Source organism: Chthoniobacterales bacterium (genome assembly GCA_035274845.1).
In the GTDB taxonomy this organism is placed as follows: domain Bacteria; phylum Verrucomicrobiota; class Verrucomicrobiia; order Chthoniobacterales; family UBA10450; genus AV80.
Map to the genome: position 1 here is coordinate 63,325 of DATENU010000024.1, position 20,175 is coordinate 83,499.

The window sequence follows — 20,175 nt, forward strand, 5'->3', positions numbered from 1 at the left end:
GCGCAGGGAGGAAGCGTCGCCTGCGAGGACTCGTTGAGCTGCCCACAGGGCAGCTGCTACAGAAGAAGCTCCCGCGCGCGAGTCAGCGCTTCGTCGATTTTACCGGCGTCCTTCCCGGCCCCTTGTGCGTTATCCGGCCGACCACCGCCTTTGCCGCCGACAATCGGCGCGATCTCCTGGATCAACTTATTCGCTTGGAACTGCGTCGTCAGCTCTTTTGGCACCGATGCGATCAAGGCAACGCGCCCGTCGAGCGCGCCCGCGAGAAAAATTGGCCCGCGAAAATTAGACTTCAGGGCGTCGACGACGCTTTGCAGCAGTTTGCCATCAGCGTCGGGGATTGAGGCAACGATCGCCTTTTCGTCCGAGTGAGTTGCTCGAAGTTCTTTTGCCACGGCCCCAGCCCGATTCTTCAGGTCCGCTTCGCCCGCCTTGGCCTGTTGCTTCTGCCATTCGTGAACTTCGCTCTCGATCTTCTCCAAATGCGCTGCCCGAACGTCGACCTGCTTGAGCGCGTTCTCCGTCTCGCTCGTTCCCGCGAACGCCGGTAACGCGGCGATATCGGATTTCTTTCGAGCGAGCGTCTCGAATTTCTGCTCCTGGCGCGCCGCTTCTTCCTTCGCCCATTCCTTCGCGGCGTCCCCCGACACCGCTTCGATGCGCCGAATGCCGGCGGCAATCGCTTCTTCCCTTACGATTCGAAACGACCCGATGTCGCCCGTCGCGCGGACATGCGTGCCGCCGCACAACTCCATGGAGTACCCGTTCAGCTTTCCGGCTTCGCCGCCGATCTGCACCACCCGCACTGTCTCGCCGTATTTGTCGCCAAAGAACTGCTGGATATCCGACCGCTTCTTCGCCTCCACGTACGGAATTTCCGTCCAAGAAACGACCGCGTTTTCCTTCACCTTTTCGTTCACCGATTCCTCGACCTCACGTTTCTGCTCCGCCGTCAGTGCCGCGCTCGAAAAATCGAACGTGAGTTTTTCCGGGCCGACGTAGCTCCCCTTCTGGACCGCATCCTTGCTCACCTTTTCGTGCAGCGCCCAATGCAACAAATGCGTCACGCTGTGATGCCGCTCGATCGCGCGACGACGAGGAGCATCAATCGTAACCGTGACATGCGCTCCGGGTTCGGGCGCATCTTCGCCTTCGAGCAAATGGACATACGCCGCGCCAGACTTTCGGGTATTTGCGATTTTCCAACGGCAATCCCCGGCCGCCATGTTCCCTTTGTCCCCTACCTGCCCGCCCATCTCCGCATAACAAACAGAATTGTTGAGCACGACGGCGGCCTGGCCTTTGGCCGGCATCACGGACATCACGTCGGCGCCGGTATGATCATGATCGTAACCAAGAAAATTCGTCGCCACATTCTCGTCAGACTGTGCCAGTTCGATAGCGGTCTTCTTCTGCGCGGAACGCGCGCGAGAACGTTGCTCTTCCATCAACTTTTCGAACCCGGCGTTGTCGACCGAGAGACCGCGCTCACGCGCCATCAGCTCGGTCAGGTCGAACGGGAACCCTTGCTCGTCGTAGAGCCGAAACGCGAACGCACCGGAGATTGTTCCTGTTCCTTTCGAAGTCTCGCGCTCGAACAACTCGATGCCTTTATCGAGCGTTTTGTTAAACCCTTCTTCCTCCCGGCGCAGCGTCTCCTTGATCTGATTTTGCTGCCGTTTCAGTTCGGGGAAAACATCACCCATGGTGCGGACGAGAACGTCCGTCAGGTTGTAGAAGAACGGTTCATGGAATCCGAGGGTTCGGCCGTAGCGAACGGCGCGGCGGAGGATCCGGCGGAGAACGTAGCCCCGGCCTTCGTTGCTCGGCTGGATGCCATCGGCGATGGCAAAGCTGAGCGTGCGGATGTGATCGGCGATGACGCGAAAGGCGATATCGATCGCGATTTGGTCGCGGGTAGGGTGGGCATCTTGCCCGCCGAGGGACGCATCTTGCGTCCCGGCCTTTTCCCTGGGATGAAAAGATCGTTCCGGCGAGACGCCCGAACCGGCGGGCGAGACGCCCACCCTACCCGGGAGTGATGGCAACGTACTTGAGTACCTCTTTCCGCTCAGCTTTTCGATTTCGTCGAAGATCGGACGGAAAACATCGGTCTCATAGTTCGAGACGAGGCCGCTGAAGTCGGTGAAGTTTTTCGTTCCCTGGATCATCGCGGTGATTCGTTCGAGACCCATCCCGGTATCGACGTGGCGCTGGGGCAAGGGCGAGAAGGTCCCGTCCGCGTTCGCGTTGAACTGGATGAAAACGAGGTTCCAAATCTCAATGCAGCGCGCGTCGCCGGCATTGACGAGCGAACCTTTCGTGTCGCCCGCCGGCGTGAGGTCGACGTGCAGCTCCGAGCAGGGACCGCACGGGCCGGTATCCCCCATCATCCAGAAATTGTCTTTCTTATTGCCGTTGACGATATGGACCGCGGGATCGAGTCCGGCCTTCGCGAACATCCGCGCCCAGTGGTCGTAGGCCTCCTGGTCGAACTCGCTCGGCTCGCTCGGCCCCGGTTTGTAAACCGTCGCGTAAAGTCGCGCCGCCGGCAGCTTCCAGCGCTCGACCACCAGTTCCCAGGCCCACTCGACCGCTTCCCTTTTGAAATAGTCGCCGAAGCTCCAGTTCCCGGTCATCTCGAAGAACGTGTGGTGATACGTGTCGAGCCCGACGTCATCGAGATCGTTGTGTTTGCCACCGGCGCGAATGCATTTCTGGGTGTCCGCCGTACGCGGCGGGTCCCAGGCTGGCTTTTGTTGCCCGAGAAAAATCGGGACGAACTGGTTCATCCCCGCGTTCGTGAACAGCAGGTTCGGCGAATCCGGCAGGAGCGACGCCGAGGGCACGATGGTGTGTCCTTTCTCGCGAAAGAAATCGAAAAAGGACTGGCGAATTTCAGCGGCGGTCATGGCGATTAATTGCGGATGGACCGATAGCGCAATGGCTGGTATCCGGCCGCGGTCATTTCGCTCACGTCGCGCTCGGAGGCGAGAGTCTTACTGAAAGGGGCCGCTTCATAAAAAACCGCGCGCTTCTTTTCCCCGTCGACCCATTTTACGAACAGAAGCACATGGCCGTTTGCCTGGTTCATGATGTCGGCTGGTTCCAGCGCGGCGGGCGACGAAAGTTTCTGGCAGATCGAGGCCAAAGAGTTCGTCGAATGCCGCGTGGTCAACTTCCAGCAATGATTGATGAAGCCCGAACAATCGATCCCGACCGCTTCGCCGCTGACCGCTTTGTCTCCGAGCCGGCGTTTTTCCGACGTGTAAACGTCACCGCCGGCTTTCCCTGCGCGAATTCCCGCGCTGAAACTCTTCGGACTATCGTTCCCTCCCCACTTGTAGGCGACTCCGATATTCTCCGCGTCCGGCACCCAGCACTCGCTCAGGGGGGTGCCGTGGCCGCTGTCTCGATCGGGGGTATGCACCTCAACTCCATCCGCATCTTTCCCATGCCGGACATTTTTCGGGGACGAATGCCAGCGATGCTGAACGAATGACTCGGCAATCATGAGCGCTTCCCCACGGGTTATGGATTGCCCTCGCGAAAGAACGGGGCACGCCGCCAGGATCAGCAGCGTAATGATCGCGAGTCGCGACCCTTTGCGCAGACGAGATTGGTGAGACCTCAACAAAGTCATAACCGCCGAATAAAGCGCGACATCCACCGCGGCGCGAGCACTACCCGGCGCGACCGATAAGCCGGACGCTACTTCTTATCCTCGTCGAGCTTGGCTTTGACGGCCGTCTCGATCTCCTCGTAGAGCGCCGGATCGTTCTTCAACGCCTCTTTGCCCGCATCGCGCCCCTGGGCAAGCTGCGTTCCCTTATAGCTCAGCCAGGAACCGCGCTTCTCGATGATCTGCTTTTCGAGAGCAAGATCGAGCAACGCGCCGGTCGAAGAAATGCCCTCGTTATACATGATGTCGAACTCAGCTTCCGTGAAGGGGGGCGCGACTTTGTTCTTCACCACTTTCACGCGCGTGCGATTTCCCGTGACGACGCCGTCGGTCTGCTTGATTGCGCCGATCCGGCGGATATCGATCCGCACGCTGGCGTAAAACTTGAGCGCCTTGCCGCCCGGGGTCGTCTCCGGGTTGCCGAACATGACGCCGATCTTTTCCCGAATCTGATTGGTGAAAATGCAGCACGTCCGCGCCTTGGAAATAAGCGACGTCAGCTTGCGCATCGCGGCGCTCATCAATCTCGCCTGCGCCCCCACCGTGGAATCGCCGATCTCTCCCTCCAACTCCTGCTTCGTGACCAGGGCGGCGACGGAATCGAGCACGATGACGTCGAGCGCGTTGGACCGCACGAGCGTCTCGACAATCCGAAGCGCTTCTTCACCGGAACTCGGTTGCGAGACGAGCAAGTCGTCCATGTTAACTCCGAGACGACGCGCGTATTGCGGGTCGAGCGCGTGCTCGACGTCGACAAACGCCGCCAGACCACCACGCTTTTGCGCCTGGGCAATGACGGTCAGAGTGAGCGTCGTCTTACCGGATGACTCCGGTCCGTAAACTTCGACGACCCGTCCCCGGGGAAATCCACCCACGCCGAGCGCGCGATCAATCAGGATGTTGCCGGTTGGGATGACATCGATATCGACAATCGTCGCGTCTCCGAGCCGCATGATGGCCCCGTCGCCGTAATCTTTGGCGATCTGTTGCAGCGCCAGATCCAGGTTTTTGTTGCGGGCGGCGGTAACTTTGTCTTCGGTCGGTTTTTCTTCGGTTTTGGTAGCCATAGGAGGGGGTCTCTTAAGTACGTGCGGTCGCGAAGTTCGCCAAGTAGAAAAGCTGCGCCGGGATGTCGCAAAATGCCGACAGGCCGCAAACCTCACGGCTCGCGGCCTGTGCCTAACCCAACAATCTTATTAACTTTACGCGACGGCGATCTTGCGCGGCTTCACTTGCTCTGCCTTGGGCAGGGTCAAAGTCACAACGCCCTGGTCGATCTTGGCGCTGATTTTTTCCGCGTTGATCGACGGGTCGAGCTCGAAGGCGCGCCGGAAATTTTCCGAGCGCGATTCGCGGTGGAGCAGGGTGCCTTCCACCGAAGGCATTGAACGCCGGCCCACAATGGTGAGCTCATTGTTCTCGACCCACATCTCGAGGTTTTCCTTGCTCACGCCCGGCATTTCGACCTCGAGGGTGTAACCATCCGCGTTTTCGAGAACGGTGGCTGCCGGCGCGATAAACTGCTCGGCCGCCCGCTCGCCGTTGCTCGAGCTGCTGCGATTTTCACGAACCAAAGTATTCATTCAGTTTTCCTTTCTTGAGATTTTCTTAGCTAACGTTGACCTGGATCTGCTTCGGCTTTGCCTCTTCCGCTTTCGGCAGCGTCACGGTGAGAAGGCCATCCTTGTAGGTGGCATTCACCTTGTTCGCATCGACGCGAGTCGGAAGGGTGACCGTGCGGCGGAATTTTCCGGTGAAACGCTCGGTGCGCGTGGCGCTGTCGCCTTCACCGCTTTCGGCCTTGCGCTCACCGCCGATAGTCAGCGTCCCGTCATGAAGCGAAATCTCGATGTCCTCCTTGCGCATGCCCGGGAGCTCGACAATCGCGACGACGTTGTCGTTGTTCTGGTAAAGGTCGAGCGCGGGAGTCCAACCGCTGAAAAGCTGCGCCTGGCGGCCGGAGCCCGTCAAAAAGGGCAATTCGAGAAGGGTATCGAGGTCATCCCGAAGATTTGCCCACCGATTGAGAGAGGGCCACATCACGGGACTTGGGGTTTGGTAACGAACTAGACTCATATTGATTTCCTTTCCTGGTTAGATTTTGTGATTCAAAAGTCGTCAAGTCAAAAGCGAGCGAAATGCCAACGTTCTCCAAGGATTTGTCGATTATATTTATATATCTAATTCTCAACATGTTATGATGGCTCATGCCCCGAGACGTGCGGCAAGACAATAGGCCACAATGTCCCATATGGTCATTAAACTAAAGGCGAGGAACGGTGCAATAGTGACTCAAAAAATGGGAGAAGACACTTTAGACGAACCAAGTGTTGCCCTCCGGGTTCGCCCGCGATATTCGTGGTCTGTGGCCATCGACAAAGACCAGAAATTCATGCGGCAGGCGCTTCGCGAAGCGCGTCGTGGGCTTGGACACACGAGCCCCAATCCCGCCGTTGGAGCGGTCCTGGTGATTGACGGTAAGGTTGTCGCCCGGGGCTACCACCGGCGGGCCGGGGCGCCCCACGCCGAAATCGAGTGCCTGCGCGGATTCGGAAAACGAGTACCGAAACGCGCCATTCTGTATGTGACCCTTGAGCCTTGCTCAACCGTAGGACGAACCGGCGCGTGCACCGCAGCGATCGGGGAGGCGGGTGTCCGGCAACTGGTTATCGGCGCGATCGACCCAAATCCGCGACACGCCGGACGCGGAATCGACCTGCTCACCAAAGCGGGGATCGCAGTGCGGACGGGCGTCCTGGCAAACGAATGTTCCGCGCTCAATGAAGCGTATGACAAATGGATCCAGACCGGACGACCGTTCGTGATCGCAAAGTGCGGAATGAGTCTAGACGGACGTTTGACCAGGCCGCCCGGCGAAGATCGCTGGCTCACCTCGACCGCTTCGCGCAAGGATGTCCACAAACTTCGCGCGCAGGTTGACGCGATCCTGGTAGGCGCCGAAACCGTGCGGGCAGACGATCCGCAGCTGACTGTGCGCGGCGTGCCCGGCGCCAGACAGCCGTGGCGGATTGTGCTTAGCCGCTCAGGGAAATTGCCGCGCGACGCAAAAATCTTTGTGGATCGATTCTCCGATCGGACGCTCGTTTATCGCCAAATCGCAATGGAAACTCTGTTGCAGGACTTGGGCGCCCGCGAAATTACGAGCGTTCTGATCGAGGGTGGCGGTGAAATCCTGAGCCAGGCGCTGGACGAACGCGTGATCGATCGCGTCCAAATCTACCTGGCGCCGCGATTCACCGGCGGTCCCAAGGTTGCGTTCGCCGGATCAGGTGCGGCCACGACGGCTGAGTCGTTGCGACTGCGCGACATCCGCTACGAAAAAACCGGGGCCGACATTTGCGTGACCGGTTATCCCGGTTTGGTGGCCGCTGAATAATTTAACCGAAGCGAGCGTCAAAATTCGTGGTAAGTTGCTATACATTTCAAACGGAGGATTGCGCATGAGCTGGAAAAAGATTCTTGTGATTGCAATTGGGGTGGGAGCGTTCGTTTTCGCGGGCGCGACCAAAAGTCAGGCAGGCGTATCGATCGGCATCGGTTTCGGTTTCCCGGTCGGATATGGTTACGGCTATGGCTATCCGTATGCCTACAGTGCCTACGGGTATCCGTACGGATACTATGGATATCCGCGTCCCGTCGTTTACGTCGGGCCGCGTTATTACCGGCACCACCGCTACTACCGCCATCATCGGTATTACCGGCCGTATCGCGCGTATCGGTATTACTAAGCGAGCGAAACAGAATCCTAAATTGAGCCGGCCGGGAGATCCCGCCCCGGCTCAGTTTATTTTGGGCTCTAGAGCAGGACGCTGTCTTCGAGGGCGAGGGTTTCGTCCGAACTGACTAAATCATCCAGGTCAGCCAGGAGATCGCTATCCTGACTGTCGGAGAGCGTTACCACGCCGGCCCGCGACGGCGGTTGATCGCGCTGGACGAGGTGACCCGGGAAGCTGAGCGCGGCGATGATTACGACCGCCACGCCCGCAGCAGGCACCAGCCATTGCGGGTTCCACCAGCGCCGGAACGGCGCTTCACCCTGAGCTTCGCGGATCTTTCTCAAGACGTTGCGCGCAAAGAACGGCGAAACCTCCCGCTCCGGCGAATGGCCAAGCAGGTCCCACAGTTTCTCGTCGTCTTCACGCTTCATGGCGTTAATTAAACTCCGTCGGACGGACAAAGTTCCGATTAAGTTTCGGCGGCTTCGAGGAAGCCTTCGAGCTGCCGGATTCGGGTTGGGTGCCGCATTTTGCGGAGGGCTTTCGCTTCGATCTGCCGGATCCGTTCCCGGGTGACGCGGAATTGCCGGCCCACTTCTTCCAGGGTCCGGCTATATCCATCCACCAGTCCAAAACGCTGCTCGAGGACCTGACGCTCCCGATCCGTCAACGTTTCCAGCACGTCCTTGATCTTCTCCTTCAAAAGGACAATCGCGGTCATATCGCTCGGGTTTTCCGCGCCCTTGTCCTCGATAAAATCGCCAAAATTTGTCTCTTCGCTTTCACCCACCGGCGATTGGAGCGAGATCGGTTGCTGCGCCATCTTCAGGACCGCGCGAACCCGGTCGACCGGCAGGAGGATTTCCTCGGCCACCTCTTCCGGGGTCGGTTCGCGGCCGTACTCCTGGACGAGCTGCTTCTGCACCCGCATCAGCTTGTTGATCGTCTCGATCATGTGGACCGGGATGCGAATCGTCCGGGCCTGATCGGCAATGGAACGCGTGATCGCCTGGCGAATCCACCAGGTCGCGTAAGTGGAAAATTTGTAACCGCGCCGGTACTCGAATTTCTCCACCGCCTTCATCAAACCCATGTTTCCCTCCTGGATCAGGTCGAGGAAGGAAAGGCCGCGGTTGGTGTATTTCTTGGCGATGGAAATCACGAGCCGGAGATTGGCTTCGACCATCTCCGTTTTGGCCCGCAACGCCTTGTGCAGCCAGTTCTTGAGCGCGCGATATTGCTCTGTGTACTCATCGAGCGAAAGCCAGAGCGTACTTTCCAGGTCGCGCATTTTGATCCCCAGCGGCGAGCGGGCCCCGTTGTCCTTCGGGTGTTTGCTTATTTCGATCTGCAAATGCGTCAGCACCTGGAACTGCTCGTCCGCCAGGTGCACGAATTCTTCGGTCACCTTTTGTTTGAAATAAAACTTCGGATAGAGCTTTTGCAGGGCGGTCACCGACTTCTGGAATGCTTTCGTCTTTCGGGCATCGCGCCGGGCCGGGCCGTGGAGAATTTGACCGTAGAGCTGGCGAATGGAGCCGCCAAGTTTGTCGACCTGTTTGCACAGGCGCGGGAGCAGCTTCATGTAGCGCTCGCGGCTTTCGATCTTCTTGTCGAGAATAACGCGGTCAAAACGTTCGCCCCCTTCGGTGAGCTTTTGCGCGAGATCGAGATGGGCCTGGGCGATGAAACCGAAACGATTGATGAGGCGCTGCACCATGATCTCGGCCTCTTCGATCCGCTTTGAGATCTCCACTTCCTGCTCCCGGGTCAGCAGCGGCACCTGGCCCATTTGTTTCAGGTACATCCGCACCGGGTCGTCGAGGATATCGAGCTTCGGTTCCGGTTTTTCTTCCTCCTCCTCTTCGCTGTCCTTCTTCCCATCCTTGTAACGATCGACCTCGGACGCTTCGATGATGTCGATCTCCATCCGGCGCAGGCGCGTGAGAATGGCGTCCAGCTCGTCGGCGTCGCTGATATCCGCCGGCAGCGCTTCGTTGAGATCGTCGAAGGTGAGATAGCCCTGCTCTTTGGCGAGTTTGATCAGCTCCCGGATGCGCGTTTGCACGTCTCCCGGTGCACTGGCCGCCAACATCTCATCGCCCTCCGAAATATCCGCGCCGTTCAACGGTTTCGCGGGGCGTGCGGGGGCCGACGTTTTCCCTTTTGCCGCGGAGGTTTTTCGAGAAACCGGGGCTAGCTTACGGCGAATCTTCTGCGCCTTGGCTTTCGAGGGCCGGGACTTGAGGCGCGTCGCTTTAGCGGGTTTCTTCCGCGACGTCGGGCCGACGCTTCGTGCGTGTTTTCTCGAATGAGTTGCCAAGGCTTTGTGCTGTAGAGGTATAGCTGTTTTCAAGCCGGCTCGCCGGCCTTTTCCACCCCCTCAACGGCAGCATTTCAGCTGTCGAGCACGCGGGCGGACGAAAACGCGGCAACGTCGCGGAGTTGCTCCGTAAGGTCAAGAATTTGTTTCTGCAAGGCGACGGCTTCTCCTGTGGTCAAACGAGGCAGTTTCATCCGGCCTTCCGCGATCTGAAGTTGCCGGCGTAAGATTGCCTGGCGGAGGCCATTCCACCAGCCCCTCGCGACTTCCAGGCCGTTCGGCGGCATTTTTTGCAGAAGCCAGGAAGAAACCAGCGCCTCTTCGCCTGGCGCGAGACTGGCCATGAAGGCGTTCAAAGAGGCCGGATCATCCGGCCGGAGGTCAGCCGCCAGAATGCGCCCGAGGATTTCCGCGTCCGGCGTGTGGGAAAGCATCTCCCGCCAATCCTGGGCCTGGAGAAATTCCCGCGCCTCTCCATCACGCAAAGCCAGGAGACAAAGCATCCCGATCTCGTGCCGCGGTGCGGGCGCCACCGGCGGGCGAGATGCGTCATCCGTCGAAAACCGTTCGCGATTTGGCCGGGCCAGCAGCCTTTCGAAATCGGAGCGGGGCACTCCGATTCTGGCGCTGGCTTTGTTGGCCACCTCCCCACGCATGAGCGGGTCCTGCACGCGCGCGATGGTCTCGGCGAGTTTGTTGGCCAGTTGCATTTTGGCGCCGATCGAATCCAAATCCGTCGCAGCGGTTTCGCGCTCGATCCAGGCGTCGAAAAAATCGCGGGCTGCGGCGATCCGTTTTTCGAATTCCTCCCGGCCACCTTTTCGCACCAGGGAATCGGGGTCTTCACCGGCTGGCATTTCCGCGACGCGAACCACGAGGTTATTTTGCAACAGAGCGTCGAGTGACCGTTCGGCTGCTTTTTGACCCGCCGCATCGGCATCGAAGCAGAGAACGACTTCGCTCACGAACCGCTTCAGAATTCGCGCCTGATTCTCGGTGAAGGCTGTCCCCTGCGGCGCGACCACATTGGTAATCCCCGCTTCAAACAGGGAAATGAGATCGAGCTGGCCTTCGCAGACGATCGCGCAATCGGCCTCGATCAAGCCGCGTTTCGCCTTGTGCAGCCCGAAAAGGACGCTGCCTTTGCGGAAAAGGGGCGTTTCCGGCGAGTTCACGTATTTCGCCACCTCGGCTTCCTTGTCCAAAATCCGGCCGCTGAACGCGATCACTTCGCCGACATCGTTGTGGATCGGGAACATGATCCGGTTCCGGAACCGGTCGTAAGCTTTGTTGTCGCCCTCCTCGCGGCGCGTGATCAGTCCGCTTTCCAGAAGCAACCGCTGCTGATAACCGCGCTCCAACGCCCAGCTCATAAAGGCATCCCAGCTTTCGGGTGCGAACCCGATCTGCCAGTCTTTCGCGATCCGCTTGTCGATCCCCCGCCCTTTCAAATATTCGCGCGCTGGTTCGCCGGATTTTTTCTTCACCAGGTTTTCGTAAAACCATTCGGCTGCTTCCGCGTGGAGCTGGAGTAACGCGTGCCGCGTCTCCTGCTGGCGATCGTCCTCACCGCCGGCGCTTCGTTCCTCGATGACGGGAATTCCCACCCGGGTCGCCAGCTTCCGCACCGCCGCGGGAAAATCGAGATGCTCGTAATCCATCACAAAACGAAAAACGCTCCCGCCCGCGCCACAGCCAAAGCAGTGAAAAGTCTGTCGCTGCGGGCTCACCGTGAACGAGGGCGTCTTTTCCTGGTGAAAAGGACAGAGCGCCTTGAACGCGGAGCCCGCCCGTTTCAGCGGAAAATAGGTGCCAATCACTTCCACGATGTCGTTCGCGGCGGCGATCTGCTCGATGGTCTGTGTCGGGATCGTCCCCATCTGCCTTTACTTTTCGCTCGTTTGCGGCCCGGAGCGATGGCAAATTTAAGCCGGAGCGAAAACCCTTCCACAAATTGCCATGCCCCTGACGTGTATTCCGTAATGAGAACATTGTTTCGTCTCTTTTTCCCGGTGTTTTGCCTGGCGGCTTTCGCAATGCCGGCCCAGGCGCGCGAAGCGGTCGTGCAAAAGGGAGATACGGTCGTGATTCAACTGGACGGCGAGATCTCACCCTCGCTCTTTTTGTTTATTCGGCGCGCCGTAAAAGCCGCCGAGACGGCGGGCGCCAGCGCCATCATTATTGAGATGAACACTTACGGCGGCCGGCTCGACGCCGCGGCGGACATCACCGGCGTGCTTAACCGCACCACGATTCCCACCTACACTTTCATCAACACCAACGCCGGTTCGGCCGGCTCGCTGATCGCCCTCGCCACCCGGTACATCTACATGTCGCCGGTGAGCGCGATCGGCGCCGCGGCCCCGGTCCTCTCCACCGGCGCCGATCTTCCGCCGACCGAAAAGGACAAGGTTATCTCGTATTGGTCGGCCATGGTCCGGAGCTCGGCGATTAAGAACGGTCACAACCCCGACCTCGGCGACGCCTTCATGGACAAGGAAAAGGAAGTGAAAATTGGCGATCGCGTGGTGCACGCAAAAGGATCGCTCCTGACCCTGACCGCGCAGGAGGCCGTCGAGCGGATCAACGGCAAACCGCTGCTCGCCGAAGGCCTCGCCGATTCCGTGGCTGATCTCGTGAAAAAAGCCGGCTTGAAAGGCAACGTCGTGGCCGTCGAGCCAAGCGGATTCGAGCGGCTCGCGTTTTGGGTCACCGCCCTGGCGCCTTTGCTTCTCCTCTTGGGAATCATCTGCGCTTATCTTGAGTTCAAGATCCCGGGCGTCAGTTTGCCGGGAATCATTGCCGCGATTTGTTTTGCGCTCTTTTTCGCCGGGCACTACCTGGCCGGTTTGGCCGGTTGGGAGGTTGTGGCGCTCTTCGTTCTCGGGCTCATTCTCGTCCTCGTCGAAGTTCTCTTCTTTGCCCACTCGACGATCGTCTTCGGCGTCGTCGGCGTCTTTCTCATGCTGGGCGCCCTGCTCTGGGCGATGATCGACCGCTATCCGGGCGAGACATTTTTCCCGACTAGCGACATGCTCGCGATCCCCTTGCGCAATCTCTTTTTCACCCTTATCGCGGCCGCGCTGGCCATTGCGATTCTGGCCCGTTACCTCCCGAAAACGAGCCTCTATCGCCGGTTCGCTCTTATGACAACAAATCCGCCCGGCCCTTCCCTGGCTGGCGTCCCCCGGGAATTCGCCACCGCCCTCGACCTCACCCCCGGCATGCAAGGCACCGCCCAGACCATGTTACGCCCCAGCGGCAAAGCCCGCTTCGCTGATCACGTCGTCGACGTCGTGACCGAAGGCGAATTCATCGCCGCCGAAACGCCCATCACCGTTACCCAAAAAGACGGGATGCGCGTAGTGGTGAAGGCGCACTAGCCGACACTAAGGTGGGGCAGGGCCTTTTCGCGAAAGATGAAACGAGTAGTCCTCATTGCCCTGACGGTGATCCCGGTCCTTGCGACGACTCTGGTGGTCGCCGGTTTTGTGAGTCGCGATCGCTATTCTTGGGCAACTTCGCGCAGCTTTTCGGCGGCTCTTCAAAACTGCCGTAGCGTTGAGCTTGTCGAGCATTCCGGTGGTGTTGAGCTAGCTCGAAAGATGGCGACGCCGGATGAAATATCGCGACTGCAAAAGGCAATCACTGCATGGCCTCGCCCTTTTTTTCCAGAGGCATATGCCTGTTATATCCCACATCACAACATCAAAATAGTCCGAGCGGATGGCTCCCAGGTTAGCGTCGACATTTGCTTCACTTGCGGGAAGTTTGGGATTGAGGACCTATGGTTTGTGGCTGCGCTCCCACCGTACTTGGCAAAGTCGCTTACCTCGTTTTTCACTTCAGTAGGAATGGCGCCCAGAACTGACGAAGAGTACCATCGGATAGACGCTTCCCTGTCGCGCCTCCCGAACGAGCAGTCAGAGAATTAGCGTGAATGAACCGGAAAACACCTAACCAAACGATGGAGCGAATCCCGCGGCCGCGGGATCGCTCATCTTGTTCTCGTTAGGCTTAACGAGCGCACCTTATGCACACGCTGTTCGTGGTCCTCGCAATCAACTTCGCGACGTTTGGATTTGCGTTTGCCTTCGCGGGTTTTTTGGGACTCGCACCGCCAAACGCGACAGAAGCGAAGGCGCAGCGAGAGGCCTACCAGCGCGAGCGAGCCAAGGGTTTCTGGTATGGGGAGCTGCATTCATGGCGCGAGCAGCAGCGTTTGAAATCGCGTCTGTTCAGCATTCTGGCATCCCATTGGCCGGAGCGCCCAGACAGCCGCTGGCTCATTTGCCTCGGTGTCATATTTCTCGCGAACGCGATCCTCATCGGGTTTTTCCTCGGAGCTTTTTCATGACGCACACCAAACGATTCAGCGAACGCCTGCCCGGCGTTCGCCCACATTTTGCATGACTAAACCATCCCATCCCCGATCAGCGCTCCCCCCGGCAGGCGTCGCTGATCTCTTTCTCGTTAGACGTAAGCACCGCATCCATGCCCAACGGAAAAGGAAATCTTGAGTGTTGCTACTGTCGGCACTTCACCGGCCCGCATGGTTACGGTTGGGGCGCGTATGAGGCTGCCCGATGTCAGTTTCATGGCGTCATGCTGCCGGCCTCTGATGATGGCCTCCAGCGCGTTTGCTGTCACTTCGAGCCGCACGACACGTATTGGCAGGACAACCCTGGAGGTTTCTTTCCACCCGCACTGCGATTTGCCCGGTTCGGGAGAGAATTGCAGCCGGGGGTTCTCTATTTCTTCGGATACAACCCCCCTGAACGAATCGAGCGCGAGGTCGTGCTACGAGAACCGAATTATCAATCCGAGACATGGCGCCCCAACGTCTAACCAGACGATCGAGCGAACGGCGGACCGCTGTGCGATTCATTTGAGATGACTTCCACGCTTCCACTCCGAGCGACACGCGCCCTCGTCCGCCGTCGCTCATCTTGTTCTCGTTAGATGGTTTCGCCCTCGCACGGATCCGAAGCGCGCTCGCAGCCGGGATGGCTTCCGCCATTGCGAGCACTGTGGTCGCTGTGTTGGCGGCTCTCCATCATGCTGGTCTTTGTCGGTGGCGCGCTATGGACGCTGCTCATTGGCCGGTGGTGGATAGCACTCGGCTCGGTGATCGGCTTCGTCGTTGCCGCGCTCGTCATTCGCCGCGTCTCTCCAGTCGAGCGTCAGGAGTCTTCCGGAGATAGCATTGTCTTTTTATGACATCTTCTTCCACGTGTGAGATGCCGCGCTGTCCACCACTAACCAGGCGATGGGAGCGAACGGCGGACCGCTGTGCGCTCCACTTTTGAAATGACTTCCACCCAATCACTCCGAGCGGCGCGCGCCGGCGTCCGTTGTCGCTCATCTTTTCTCGTTAGGTGAACACGCACCCGGCGTCAAAGACACGGTGGAAGGCGAAGATTATCATCGTCTCATCAACGATCGTGCTTTGCGTTTCCGCCGTCGCGGCGGCTTTTGCCCTTTGGTATATCCCGTCTACACCATGGGGCCTCCGCAGACTCATCGTCGCCGGCTGCCTTGTTGGCGTATTCACATCTGCCATTCTTCTGGTCCGCGGTGAGAAAAAGCTTGGTCGAATGCGCCGTGAATAGTTATCGCTCGAACAATTCTCCGAATTAGGCGATGCAACGAACCGCGAGCAAGACTTCTCCTGATCTCTTCCATGTTTGCCATCCACGCTATGACCACGTAGCACGTTACCCAGTGCTCGCGGTCGCTGATCTTTTGTCCCATTAAGCGCGGCCATGTTTGGGATTCACGATTTCGCATTATTTATCACCACGGGGATCCTGCTGAATCTGACACCCGGGCCAGATACGCTTTACATTCTCGGGCGCAGCATCGCCCATGGGCGTCGGGCCGGGGTTGCTTCCGCGCTCGGGATTTCGGTCGGAAGTATCTTTCACACGGGCGCCGCGGCGCTGGGGCTGTCGGCGGTGCTGGCCACTTCGGCGTGGGCGTTCACGTTCGTGAAACTGGCCGGGGCGGCATATCTGATCTTCCTCGGGGTGCGCGCGCTGTTCGAAAAGCAGCACGAGCTTTCAATGCCCGGACATTTCAGAAGGCGCGGCGCCGCCGCGGCGTTTCGCCAGGGAATCGTGACCAACATCTTGAACCCGAAGGTCGCGCTGTTTTTCCTCGCGTTCCTGCCGCAATTCATCGAGGCAAATGCCCCGTCGAAAACAATCGCGTTTGTTGTTCTCGGGCTCAGCTTCGTCATGACCGGAACGATCTGGTGCCTGATCCTGGCGTGGTTCGCGAGCGCGTTCAGTGGGCGTTTGCGGGAAAGTCCGGCGGTGACGGCGTTGCTCAATCGGGCGGTGGGATCGCTGTTTATTTTTCTTGGGATTCGGCTGGCGGTGGCGGCGAGAAGGTAGGTGGATCGGCCGCTATGCGGGCGATGAGTGCGATGCCATTTCGTCTAGCGAGAGCGATAAAGGCAGCGTCGTCGCCCTCATCGCGTCGTAGCGCTCGATTCACCTGGCCGCCGGAGCGCTCAGTCTCTAGCCGCCGGCGACGACGCGGATGAACTCGATCCGATCGCCTTCCCCAAGCGGACGCGTCGACCATTCGCGCTGATGGAGCGCAACGGCGTTGTGCTCGATCAGGACGGTGTTGGGCTGAAGACCATAACGCGCGGCGAGCTCGGCCACATTCGTCGCGCCATTTGTCTCGGCCGGTTCACCGTTGATCCAAACTTTCATGTCACCATCAGCCCGGCATCCCAGTCCTTCCAGACCGGTTCGAACCCCCGCCGGCGCAGAACGTCGGCCACCTCCGCCGGTGGGCGTTCGTCACTGATCTCGAATTGGCCCGTCGCCAGCTTGTCCTCGCCGTTTTGGAACTCCGGCGCCACAATTCGTCCCCGGACTGTTCGATGCAGGCCCTCCGCGCCCTGACCGGTATATCCGCCCGGCTCGGTATGGCTGCCGGCACTCATCATGGTGACACCGAGCGGTGCAAGAGCATCGCGCAGGGCGGCCCGCTCCCGCGTGCTGAGGACAATACCCACTTCCGGAAAGGTAATGCGAAAGGCGCAGATCAATTGCGCCAATTCACGGTCCGTCATCGAAAACGGCGGATGAAATTCGCCCGCGGCCGGCCGCAGGCGCGGAAGGCTGACCGTGATCTGCGCCTGCCAGCAATGTTTCAGCAAATACTCGACATGCGCCGCCAGGCTCAGCGCCTCCTCCTGCCAGCGACACAATCCGAACAGGGCTCCGATTCCCAACCGCCGAAATCCCGCCGCATAACCCCGCTCCGCGCAATCGAGGCGCCAGTTGAAATCCCGCTTGGGACCGGACGTATGCATCTCGGCGTACGTTTTCCGGTCGTAGGTTTCCTGATAAACCACGAGACCTTCGGCGCCGGCCTGCACGATTGGGACGTAATCCGCTGTTTCCATGGGGCCGACTTCGATTGAGATGGAGGAAAAATCCGGGGAGAGTGCCCGAACGCAGCCAGCCAGATAATCCTGGCTGACAAATTTCGGGTGTTCTCCCGCCACGACCAGAATCTGGCGAAACCCTTCGCGGGCGAGGTGCCGCCCCTCCGCCACCACTTGCTCGAGGTCGAGGGTCACACGGAGGATGGGGTTGTCCCGGGAAAACCCGCAATAGCGGCAGTTATTGATGCATTCGTTCGAAAGATAAAGCGGAGCGAAGAGACGCATGGTGCGTCCGAAATTCTTCAAGCTCAGGCGATGGGATTGCTGTGCCAGCGATTCGAGTTCTTCGTCCGACTTCGGTGAAATCAAATCCTGGAACCGCCGCAGAAGCGGCGATTTCTGCAGCGGCAGGTTGTCCAAAATCTGGGCGAACGCCATGGAAGCAATTTCGTTCGGGCTTTTCGTTTCGCAATCCGCCGTCACGCCTGCCGAAGACGATTAGGTACAAAAAAAACGCCGGGAACACATACAGTGTTCCCGGCGTCTTGTTGAATTATACGGCGTTGTTTAGAACGCGAAGTTAATGCCGGTGCGGGCCATGCCGAAGTTGTTGTTCGAGCCCGAAACGATGTTCCAGCTGAAGTCGTTGGTCCAGCCGCAGTGCGGGGTGAAGCGAACTTCAAACCCGCCGCCGACCTGGCCCATGAACTTGGTCTCATCCGAATTGGTGGTCACTCGCTCGATCCCGAATGGCTGCGCGGGGTTGAGCCGGAAGAAATGATCCCGGCCACCGCCGAAGATTCCACCGCCGCCACCCCAGACATAGGGGGCAAACCGGGAGCAGCTGATCGGGAAACGCAGCGTGAACGTGCCCAAAACCGTGCCGACGAGATCATTGTCGTCACCGTCCACGCGAACCCGCGTGAAACCGTTCTCGATGACATCGTGGTCGTTGGGCACCAACAGCGTCCCTTGAACACCGAAACCAAAGTAACGATGGACAAAGTACTTCGCGTCGATTGAACCACCCCAGGCGTGATCCACGCCCAGATATTGGTCGTCGCGCCATTCGTTGCCGGTGAAGGCGTAAGCGCCACTCAGGGTCAGGTTAAATTCGTTATCCGCATACCATTGCGGGCAAGGCGGCGGAGCGACGCTTTTCGATTCCTTCGTGTAGGTTTCCCCGGCGAAGGCGATAGAGGTCATCGCGACTACCGCGCTCAAGCTCAGTATTAGTTTTTTCATTTGTTTTCTCCTTGTTTCGGTTAAGTGCTCCCGTGCATTTACCATGCGCATCCTAAAGAACGCATTTGGGGGTTCCCTTGGACGTCCGCGATTCTGGCACAGGTAAACTAATTTGCAAGAACGAAACGGGCGTTTTCTCCCGGTGTCAAGGCTTTAGTTCGACCCCGGAATTGGCGTCCGCCACCAGGAATTTCTCGTGGTGGTAGGTCGGGTCCCCTCGCAGGGCCAGCCGGGCGGCATAACGCCTCTGGAGATCGATCAGGATCTCCTCGTCTTCTTCCTTTAAACGCTTCAATACGTCCGGGTTCAGGATGATCAGGAAATCATGGACGCTGTCCTGGTATTTGCGCATGACGGTGTTGAGGGTGCGGTGCAGCTCCACGCTGGTCGTCATCGAGGTCTTGACCACGCCACGCCCCTGGCAGTACGGGCAATTCTCGTAGATTGAATCGCTCAGGCTTTCCTGCGCCCGCTGCCGCGTCATCTCCATCAAACCGAGGGCCGAGAGCGGCAGAACGTGGGTCTTGGCCTTGTCGCGCTTCAGCCGTTCCTTCATCAGATTGTAAACGGCCTGCTGGTCTTTCCGGCTCTTCATGTCGATGAAGTCGCCGATGATCAGGCCCCCGATATTGCGCAGGCGCAATTGCCGCGCGATTTCATCCGCCGCTTCCAGGTTGGTTTGCAAAATTGTTTTTTCGACGTCGCGGCCGCCCTTGTTGCGACCGGTGTTCACGTCCACGGCCACCAGGGCTTCCGTCTCGTCAATGACGATATAGCCGCCGCATTTCAGCCAAACCTGACGATGAAAGGCGTCGTCGATTTGCTTTTGGATGCCGAAGTTTTCGAAGATCGGCGAGTTCCCATCGTAGAACTTGATCCGGCTGCGGGCGCGCCGCGAAATCTGTCCCACCATCGCATTCATGCGATCGATCGCAGTCCGGTCGTCGCACATGACTTCGTCGATGTCCTCGGTGAGGAAATCGCGCACGGTGCGTTCCACCAGGTCCGGTTCCTCGAAAACACGGCAGGGCGCGGGCTCGTCCCTGATCAACTGTTCAACCCGCGCCCATTGCTCGACCAAAAAGCTCAGGTCGCGCACAAAATAACGGGCCCGCTGGCCCTCCCCCACCGTCCGAATGATGACGCCAACGCCCTCGGGAATCTCGAGGCCGCGCAGGATCTTGCGCAATCGTTCCCGTTCCTTCGGGTCCTCGATCTTGCGCGAAATGCCGCTCCGATCGCTGTAGGGCATGAAAACGAGATAGCGCCCGGCGAAGCTGAGGTTGGTCGAAACGCGCGGTCCTTTTGTTCCGATCGGGCCTTTCGTGACCTGCACGATCACATCCGAGCCCACGGGATAGATGCTCGGGATATCTTTCGCGGTGATCCGCTTTTTCGGCCGGCGATCTTTCGGCCGGTCTATTTCCTCGATGCCGCTGTCGAGCGCGGCCGGGATCGCGTCCCAGAAATGGAGGAACGCATTTTTCTCGAAGCCGATGTCGACGAACATCGCCTTGAGCCCCATCTCGATGTTCTTAACTTTTCCCTTATAAACGCTGCCGACGATGTTCCGGGAGCTGTTGCGCTCGACGTTATATTCTTCCAGCCGGCCATTTTCGAGAAGGGCGACGCGGCGCTCCAACTTCTCGACACTGACGATCAATTTGTTGCCGGTCTTGGGCGAACCAAGACCTAAAATACGTTTTACCTGGTCTATCATAATCGGGGAGAGGGTTTGCGATCATAAGCGAAGCGGGGCGTTGGGTTGGCGGCGCTAGGT

At 58.9% G+C, this 20,175-nt stretch carries 19 protein-coding genes; 7 read left to right on the top strand and 12 right to left on the bottom strand.

All coding sequences use genetic code 11. The features are described 5' to 3' along the window. Positions 1-56: 56 nt before the first annotated feature. The 5 genes from alaS to VJU77_18280 all read right to left on the bottom strand — a co-directional run bounded on the left by alaS (position 57) and on the right by VJU77_18280 (position 5,758). Positions 57-2,912, bottom strand: coding sequence for an alanine--tRNA ligase (gene alaS / locus VJU77_18260; GenBank protein HKP05298.1), 2,856 nt, complete (start codon positions 2,910-2,912; stop codon positions 57-59). A 5-nt stretch (positions 2,913-2,917) separates the two neighbouring features. Next, positions 2,918-3,514, bottom strand: a complete 597-nt coding sequence (locus tag VJU77_18265) for a hypothetical protein (GenBank protein ID HKP05299.1) — start codon at positions 3,512-3,514, stop codon at positions 2,918-2,920. Positions 3,515-3,711: 197 nt separating this feature from the next. Then, positions 3,712-4,749: a recombinase RecA gene (gene recA, locus VJU77_18270; protein ID HKP05300.1), complete on the bottom strand. Its 1,038-nt coding sequence runs from the start codon at positions 4,747-4,749 to the stop codon at positions 3,712-3,714. 135 nt (positions 4,750-4,884) lie between these two features. After that, positions 4,885-5,265: an Hsp20/alpha crystallin family protein gene (locus tag VJU77_18275; protein ID HKP05301.1), complete on the bottom strand. Its 381-nt coding sequence runs from the start codon at positions 5,263-5,265 to the stop codon at positions 4,885-4,887. A 25-nt stretch (positions 5,266-5,290) separates the two neighbouring features. Then, complete coding sequence (locus VJU77_18280) at positions 5,291-5,758, bottom strand: Hsp20/alpha crystallin family protein (protein ID HKP05302.1); 468 nt, start codon at positions 5,756-5,758, stop codon at positions 5,291-5,293. 289 nt (positions 5,759-6,047) lie between these two features. Here VJU77_18280 and ribD point away from each other — a divergent pair, with 289 nt between their 5' ends. Next, positions 6,048-7,079: a bifunctional diaminohydroxyphosphoribosylaminopyrimidine deaminase/5-amino-6-(5-phosphoribosylamino)uracil reductase RibD gene (gene ribD / locus VJU77_18285; protein ID HKP05303.1), complete on the top strand. Its 1,032-nt coding sequence runs from the start codon at positions 6,048-6,050 to the stop codon at positions 7,077-7,079. A 64-nt stretch (positions 7,080-7,143) separates the two neighbouring features. Further along, the gene (locus VJU77_18290) at positions 7,144-7,431 is read left to right on the top strand and encodes a hypothetical protein (protein HKP05304.1); all 288 of its coding nucleotides are present in this window, start codon (positions 7,144-7,146) and stop codon (positions 7,429-7,431) included. A gap of 68 nt (positions 7,432-7,499) precedes the next feature. On the opposite strand, the gene VJU77_18295 is transcribed toward VJU77_18290, so the two are convergent. From VJU77_18295 to dnaG, 3 genes are all read right to left on the bottom strand, one after another. Next, positions 7,500-7,850 (bottom strand): hypothetical protein, encoded by a 351-nt coding sequence (locus VJU77_18295; protein ID HKP05305.1) that lies wholly within the window; start codon positions 7,848-7,850, stop codon positions 7,500-7,502. Between the two features lie 38 nt (positions 7,851-7,888). Continuing rightward, positions 7,889-9,547: an RNA polymerase sigma factor RpoD gene (gene rpoD, locus VJU77_18300; protein HKP05306.1), complete on the bottom strand. Its 1,659-nt coding sequence runs from the start codon at positions 9,545-9,547 to the stop codon at positions 7,889-7,891. Positions 9,548-9,816: 269 nt separating this feature from the next. Then, positions 9,817-11,622: a DNA primase gene (gene dnaG / locus VJU77_18305; GenBank protein ID HKP05307.1), complete on the bottom strand. Its 1,806-nt coding sequence runs from the start codon at positions 11,620-11,622 to the stop codon at positions 9,817-9,819. A gap of 102 nt (positions 11,623-11,724) precedes the next feature. On the opposite strand from dnaG, the gene VJU77_18310 reads away from it, so the two are divergent. The 5 genes from VJU77_18310 (at position 11,725) to VJU77_18330 (ending at position 16,140) form a co-directional block, all read left to right on the top strand. Next, on the top strand, positions 11,725-13,125 hold the full coding sequence (locus tag VJU77_18310) for a hypothetical protein (protein ID HKP05308.1): 1,401 nt from the start codon (positions 11,725-11,727) through the stop codon (positions 13,123-13,125). A gap of 650 nt (positions 13,126-13,775) precedes the next feature. After that, the gene (locus VJU77_18315; protein ID HKP05309.1) at positions 13,776-14,099 is read left to right on the top strand and encodes a hypothetical protein; all 324 of its coding nucleotides are present in this window, start codon (positions 13,776-13,778) and stop codon (positions 14,097-14,099) included. Between the two features lie 248 nt (positions 14,100-14,347). Further along, positions 14,348-14,590, top strand: a complete 243-nt coding sequence (locus VJU77_18320; protein HKP05310.1) for a hypothetical protein — start codon at positions 14,348-14,350, stop codon at positions 14,588-14,590. A gap of 114 nt (positions 14,591-14,704) precedes the next feature. Beyond that, the gene (locus VJU77_18325) at positions 14,705-14,962 is read left to right on the top strand and encodes a hypothetical protein (protein HKP05311.1); all 258 of its coding nucleotides are present in this window, start codon (positions 14,705-14,707) and stop codon (positions 14,960-14,962) included. 545 nt (positions 14,963-15,507) lie between these two features. Further along, a complete protein-coding gene (locus tag VJU77_18330) occupies positions 15,508-16,140 on the top strand; it encodes a LysE family translocator (protein ID HKP05312.1) in 633 nt (210 codons plus the stop codon). A gap of 126 nt (positions 16,141-16,266) precedes the next feature. On the opposite strand, the gene thiS is transcribed toward VJU77_18330, so the two are convergent. From thiS to VJU77_18350, 4 genes are all read right to left on the bottom strand, one after another. Further along, complete coding sequence (thiS, locus tag VJU77_18335; protein HKP05313.1) at positions 16,267-16,467, bottom strand: sulfur carrier protein ThiS; 201 nt, start codon at positions 16,465-16,467, stop codon at positions 16,267-16,269. Then, a complete protein-coding gene (gene thiH, locus VJU77_18340; GenBank protein HKP05314.1) occupies positions 16,464-17,588 on the bottom strand; it encodes a 2-iminoacetate synthase ThiH in 1,125 nt (374 codons plus the stop codon). The genes thiS and thiH overlap by 4 nt, the downstream gene beginning before the upstream one ends. A 129-nt stretch (positions 17,589-17,717) precedes the next feature. Beyond that, positions 17,718-18,395, bottom strand: coding sequence for a hypothetical protein (locus tag VJU77_18345; protein HKP05315.1), 678 nt, complete (start codon positions 18,393-18,395; stop codon positions 17,718-17,720). Positions 18,396-18,540: 145 nt separating this feature from the next. Continuing rightward, complete coding sequence (locus tag VJU77_18350; protein HKP05316.1) at positions 18,541-20,115, bottom strand: Rne/Rng family ribonuclease; 1,575 nt, start codon at positions 20,113-20,115, stop codon at positions 18,541-18,543. Positions 20,116-20,175 lie beyond the last annotated feature (60 nt).

Excerpts from the sequence above, each read along its gene's own strand:
- alaS (HKP05298.1), bottom strand. The coding sequence starts at position 2,912 with ATGACCGCCGCTGAAATTCGCCAGTCCTTTTTCGATTTCTTTCGCGAG.
- VJU77_18265 (HKP05299.1), bottom strand. The coding sequence starts at position 3,514 with ATGATTGCCGAGTCATTCGTTCAGCATCGCTGGCATTCGTCCCCGAAA.
- recA (HKP05300.1), bottom strand. The coding sequence starts at position 4,749 with ATGGCTACCAAAACCGAAGAAAAACCGACCGAAGACAAAGTTACCGCC.
- VJU77_18275 (HKP05301.1), bottom strand. The coding sequence starts at position 5,265 with ATGAATACTTTGGTTCGTGAAAATCGCAGCAGCTCGAGCAACGGCGAG.
- VJU77_18280 (HKP05302.1), bottom strand. The coding sequence starts at position 5,758 with ATGAGTCTAGTTCGTTACCAAACCCCAAGTCCCGTGATGTGGCCCTCT.
- VJU77_18290 (HKP05304.1), top strand. The coding sequence starts at position 7,144 with ATGAGCTGGAAAAAGATTCTTGTGATTGCAATTGGGGTGGGAGCGTTC.
- VJU77_18295 (HKP05305.1), bottom strand. The coding sequence starts at position 7,850 with ATGAAGCGTGAAGACGACGAGAAACTGTGGGACCTGCTTGGCCATTCG.
- dnaG (HKP05307.1), bottom strand. The coding sequence starts at position 11,622 with ATGGGGACGATCCCGACACAGACCATCGAGCAGATCGCCGCCGCGAAC.
- VJU77_18310 (HKP05308.1), top strand. The coding sequence starts at position 11,725 with ATGAGAACATTGTTTCGTCTCTTTTTCCCGGTGTTTTGCCTGGCGGCT.
- VJU77_18315 (HKP05309.1), top strand. The coding sequence starts at position 13,776 with ATGCACACGCTGTTCGTGGTCCTCGCAATCAACTTCGCGACGTTTGGA.
- VJU77_18320 (HKP05310.1), top strand. The coding sequence starts at position 14,348 with ATGCTGCCGGCCTCTGATGATGGCCTCCAGCGCGTTTGCTGTCACTTC.
- VJU77_18325 (HKP05311.1), top strand. The coding sequence starts at position 14,705 with ATGGTTTCGCCCTCGCACGGATCCGAAGCGCGCTCGCAGCCGGGATGG.
- VJU77_18330 (HKP05312.1), top strand. The coding sequence starts at position 15,508 with ATGTTTGGGATTCACGATTTCGCATTATTTATCACCACGGGGATCCTG.
- thiS (HKP05313.1), bottom strand. The coding sequence starts at position 16,467 with ATGAAAGTTTGGATCAACGGTGAACCGGCCGAGACAAATGGCGCGACG.
- thiH (HKP05314.1), bottom strand. The coding sequence starts at position 17,588 with ATGGCGTTCGCCCAGATTTTGGACAACCTGCCGCTGCAGAAATCGCCG.
- VJU77_18345 (HKP05315.1), bottom strand. The coding sequence starts at position 18,395 with ATGAAAAAACTAATACTGAGCTTGAGCGCGGTAGTCGCGATGACCTCT.
- VJU77_18350 (HKP05316.1), bottom strand. The coding sequence starts at position 20,115 with ATGATAGACCAGGTAAAACGTATTTTAGGTCTTGGTTCGCCCAAGACC.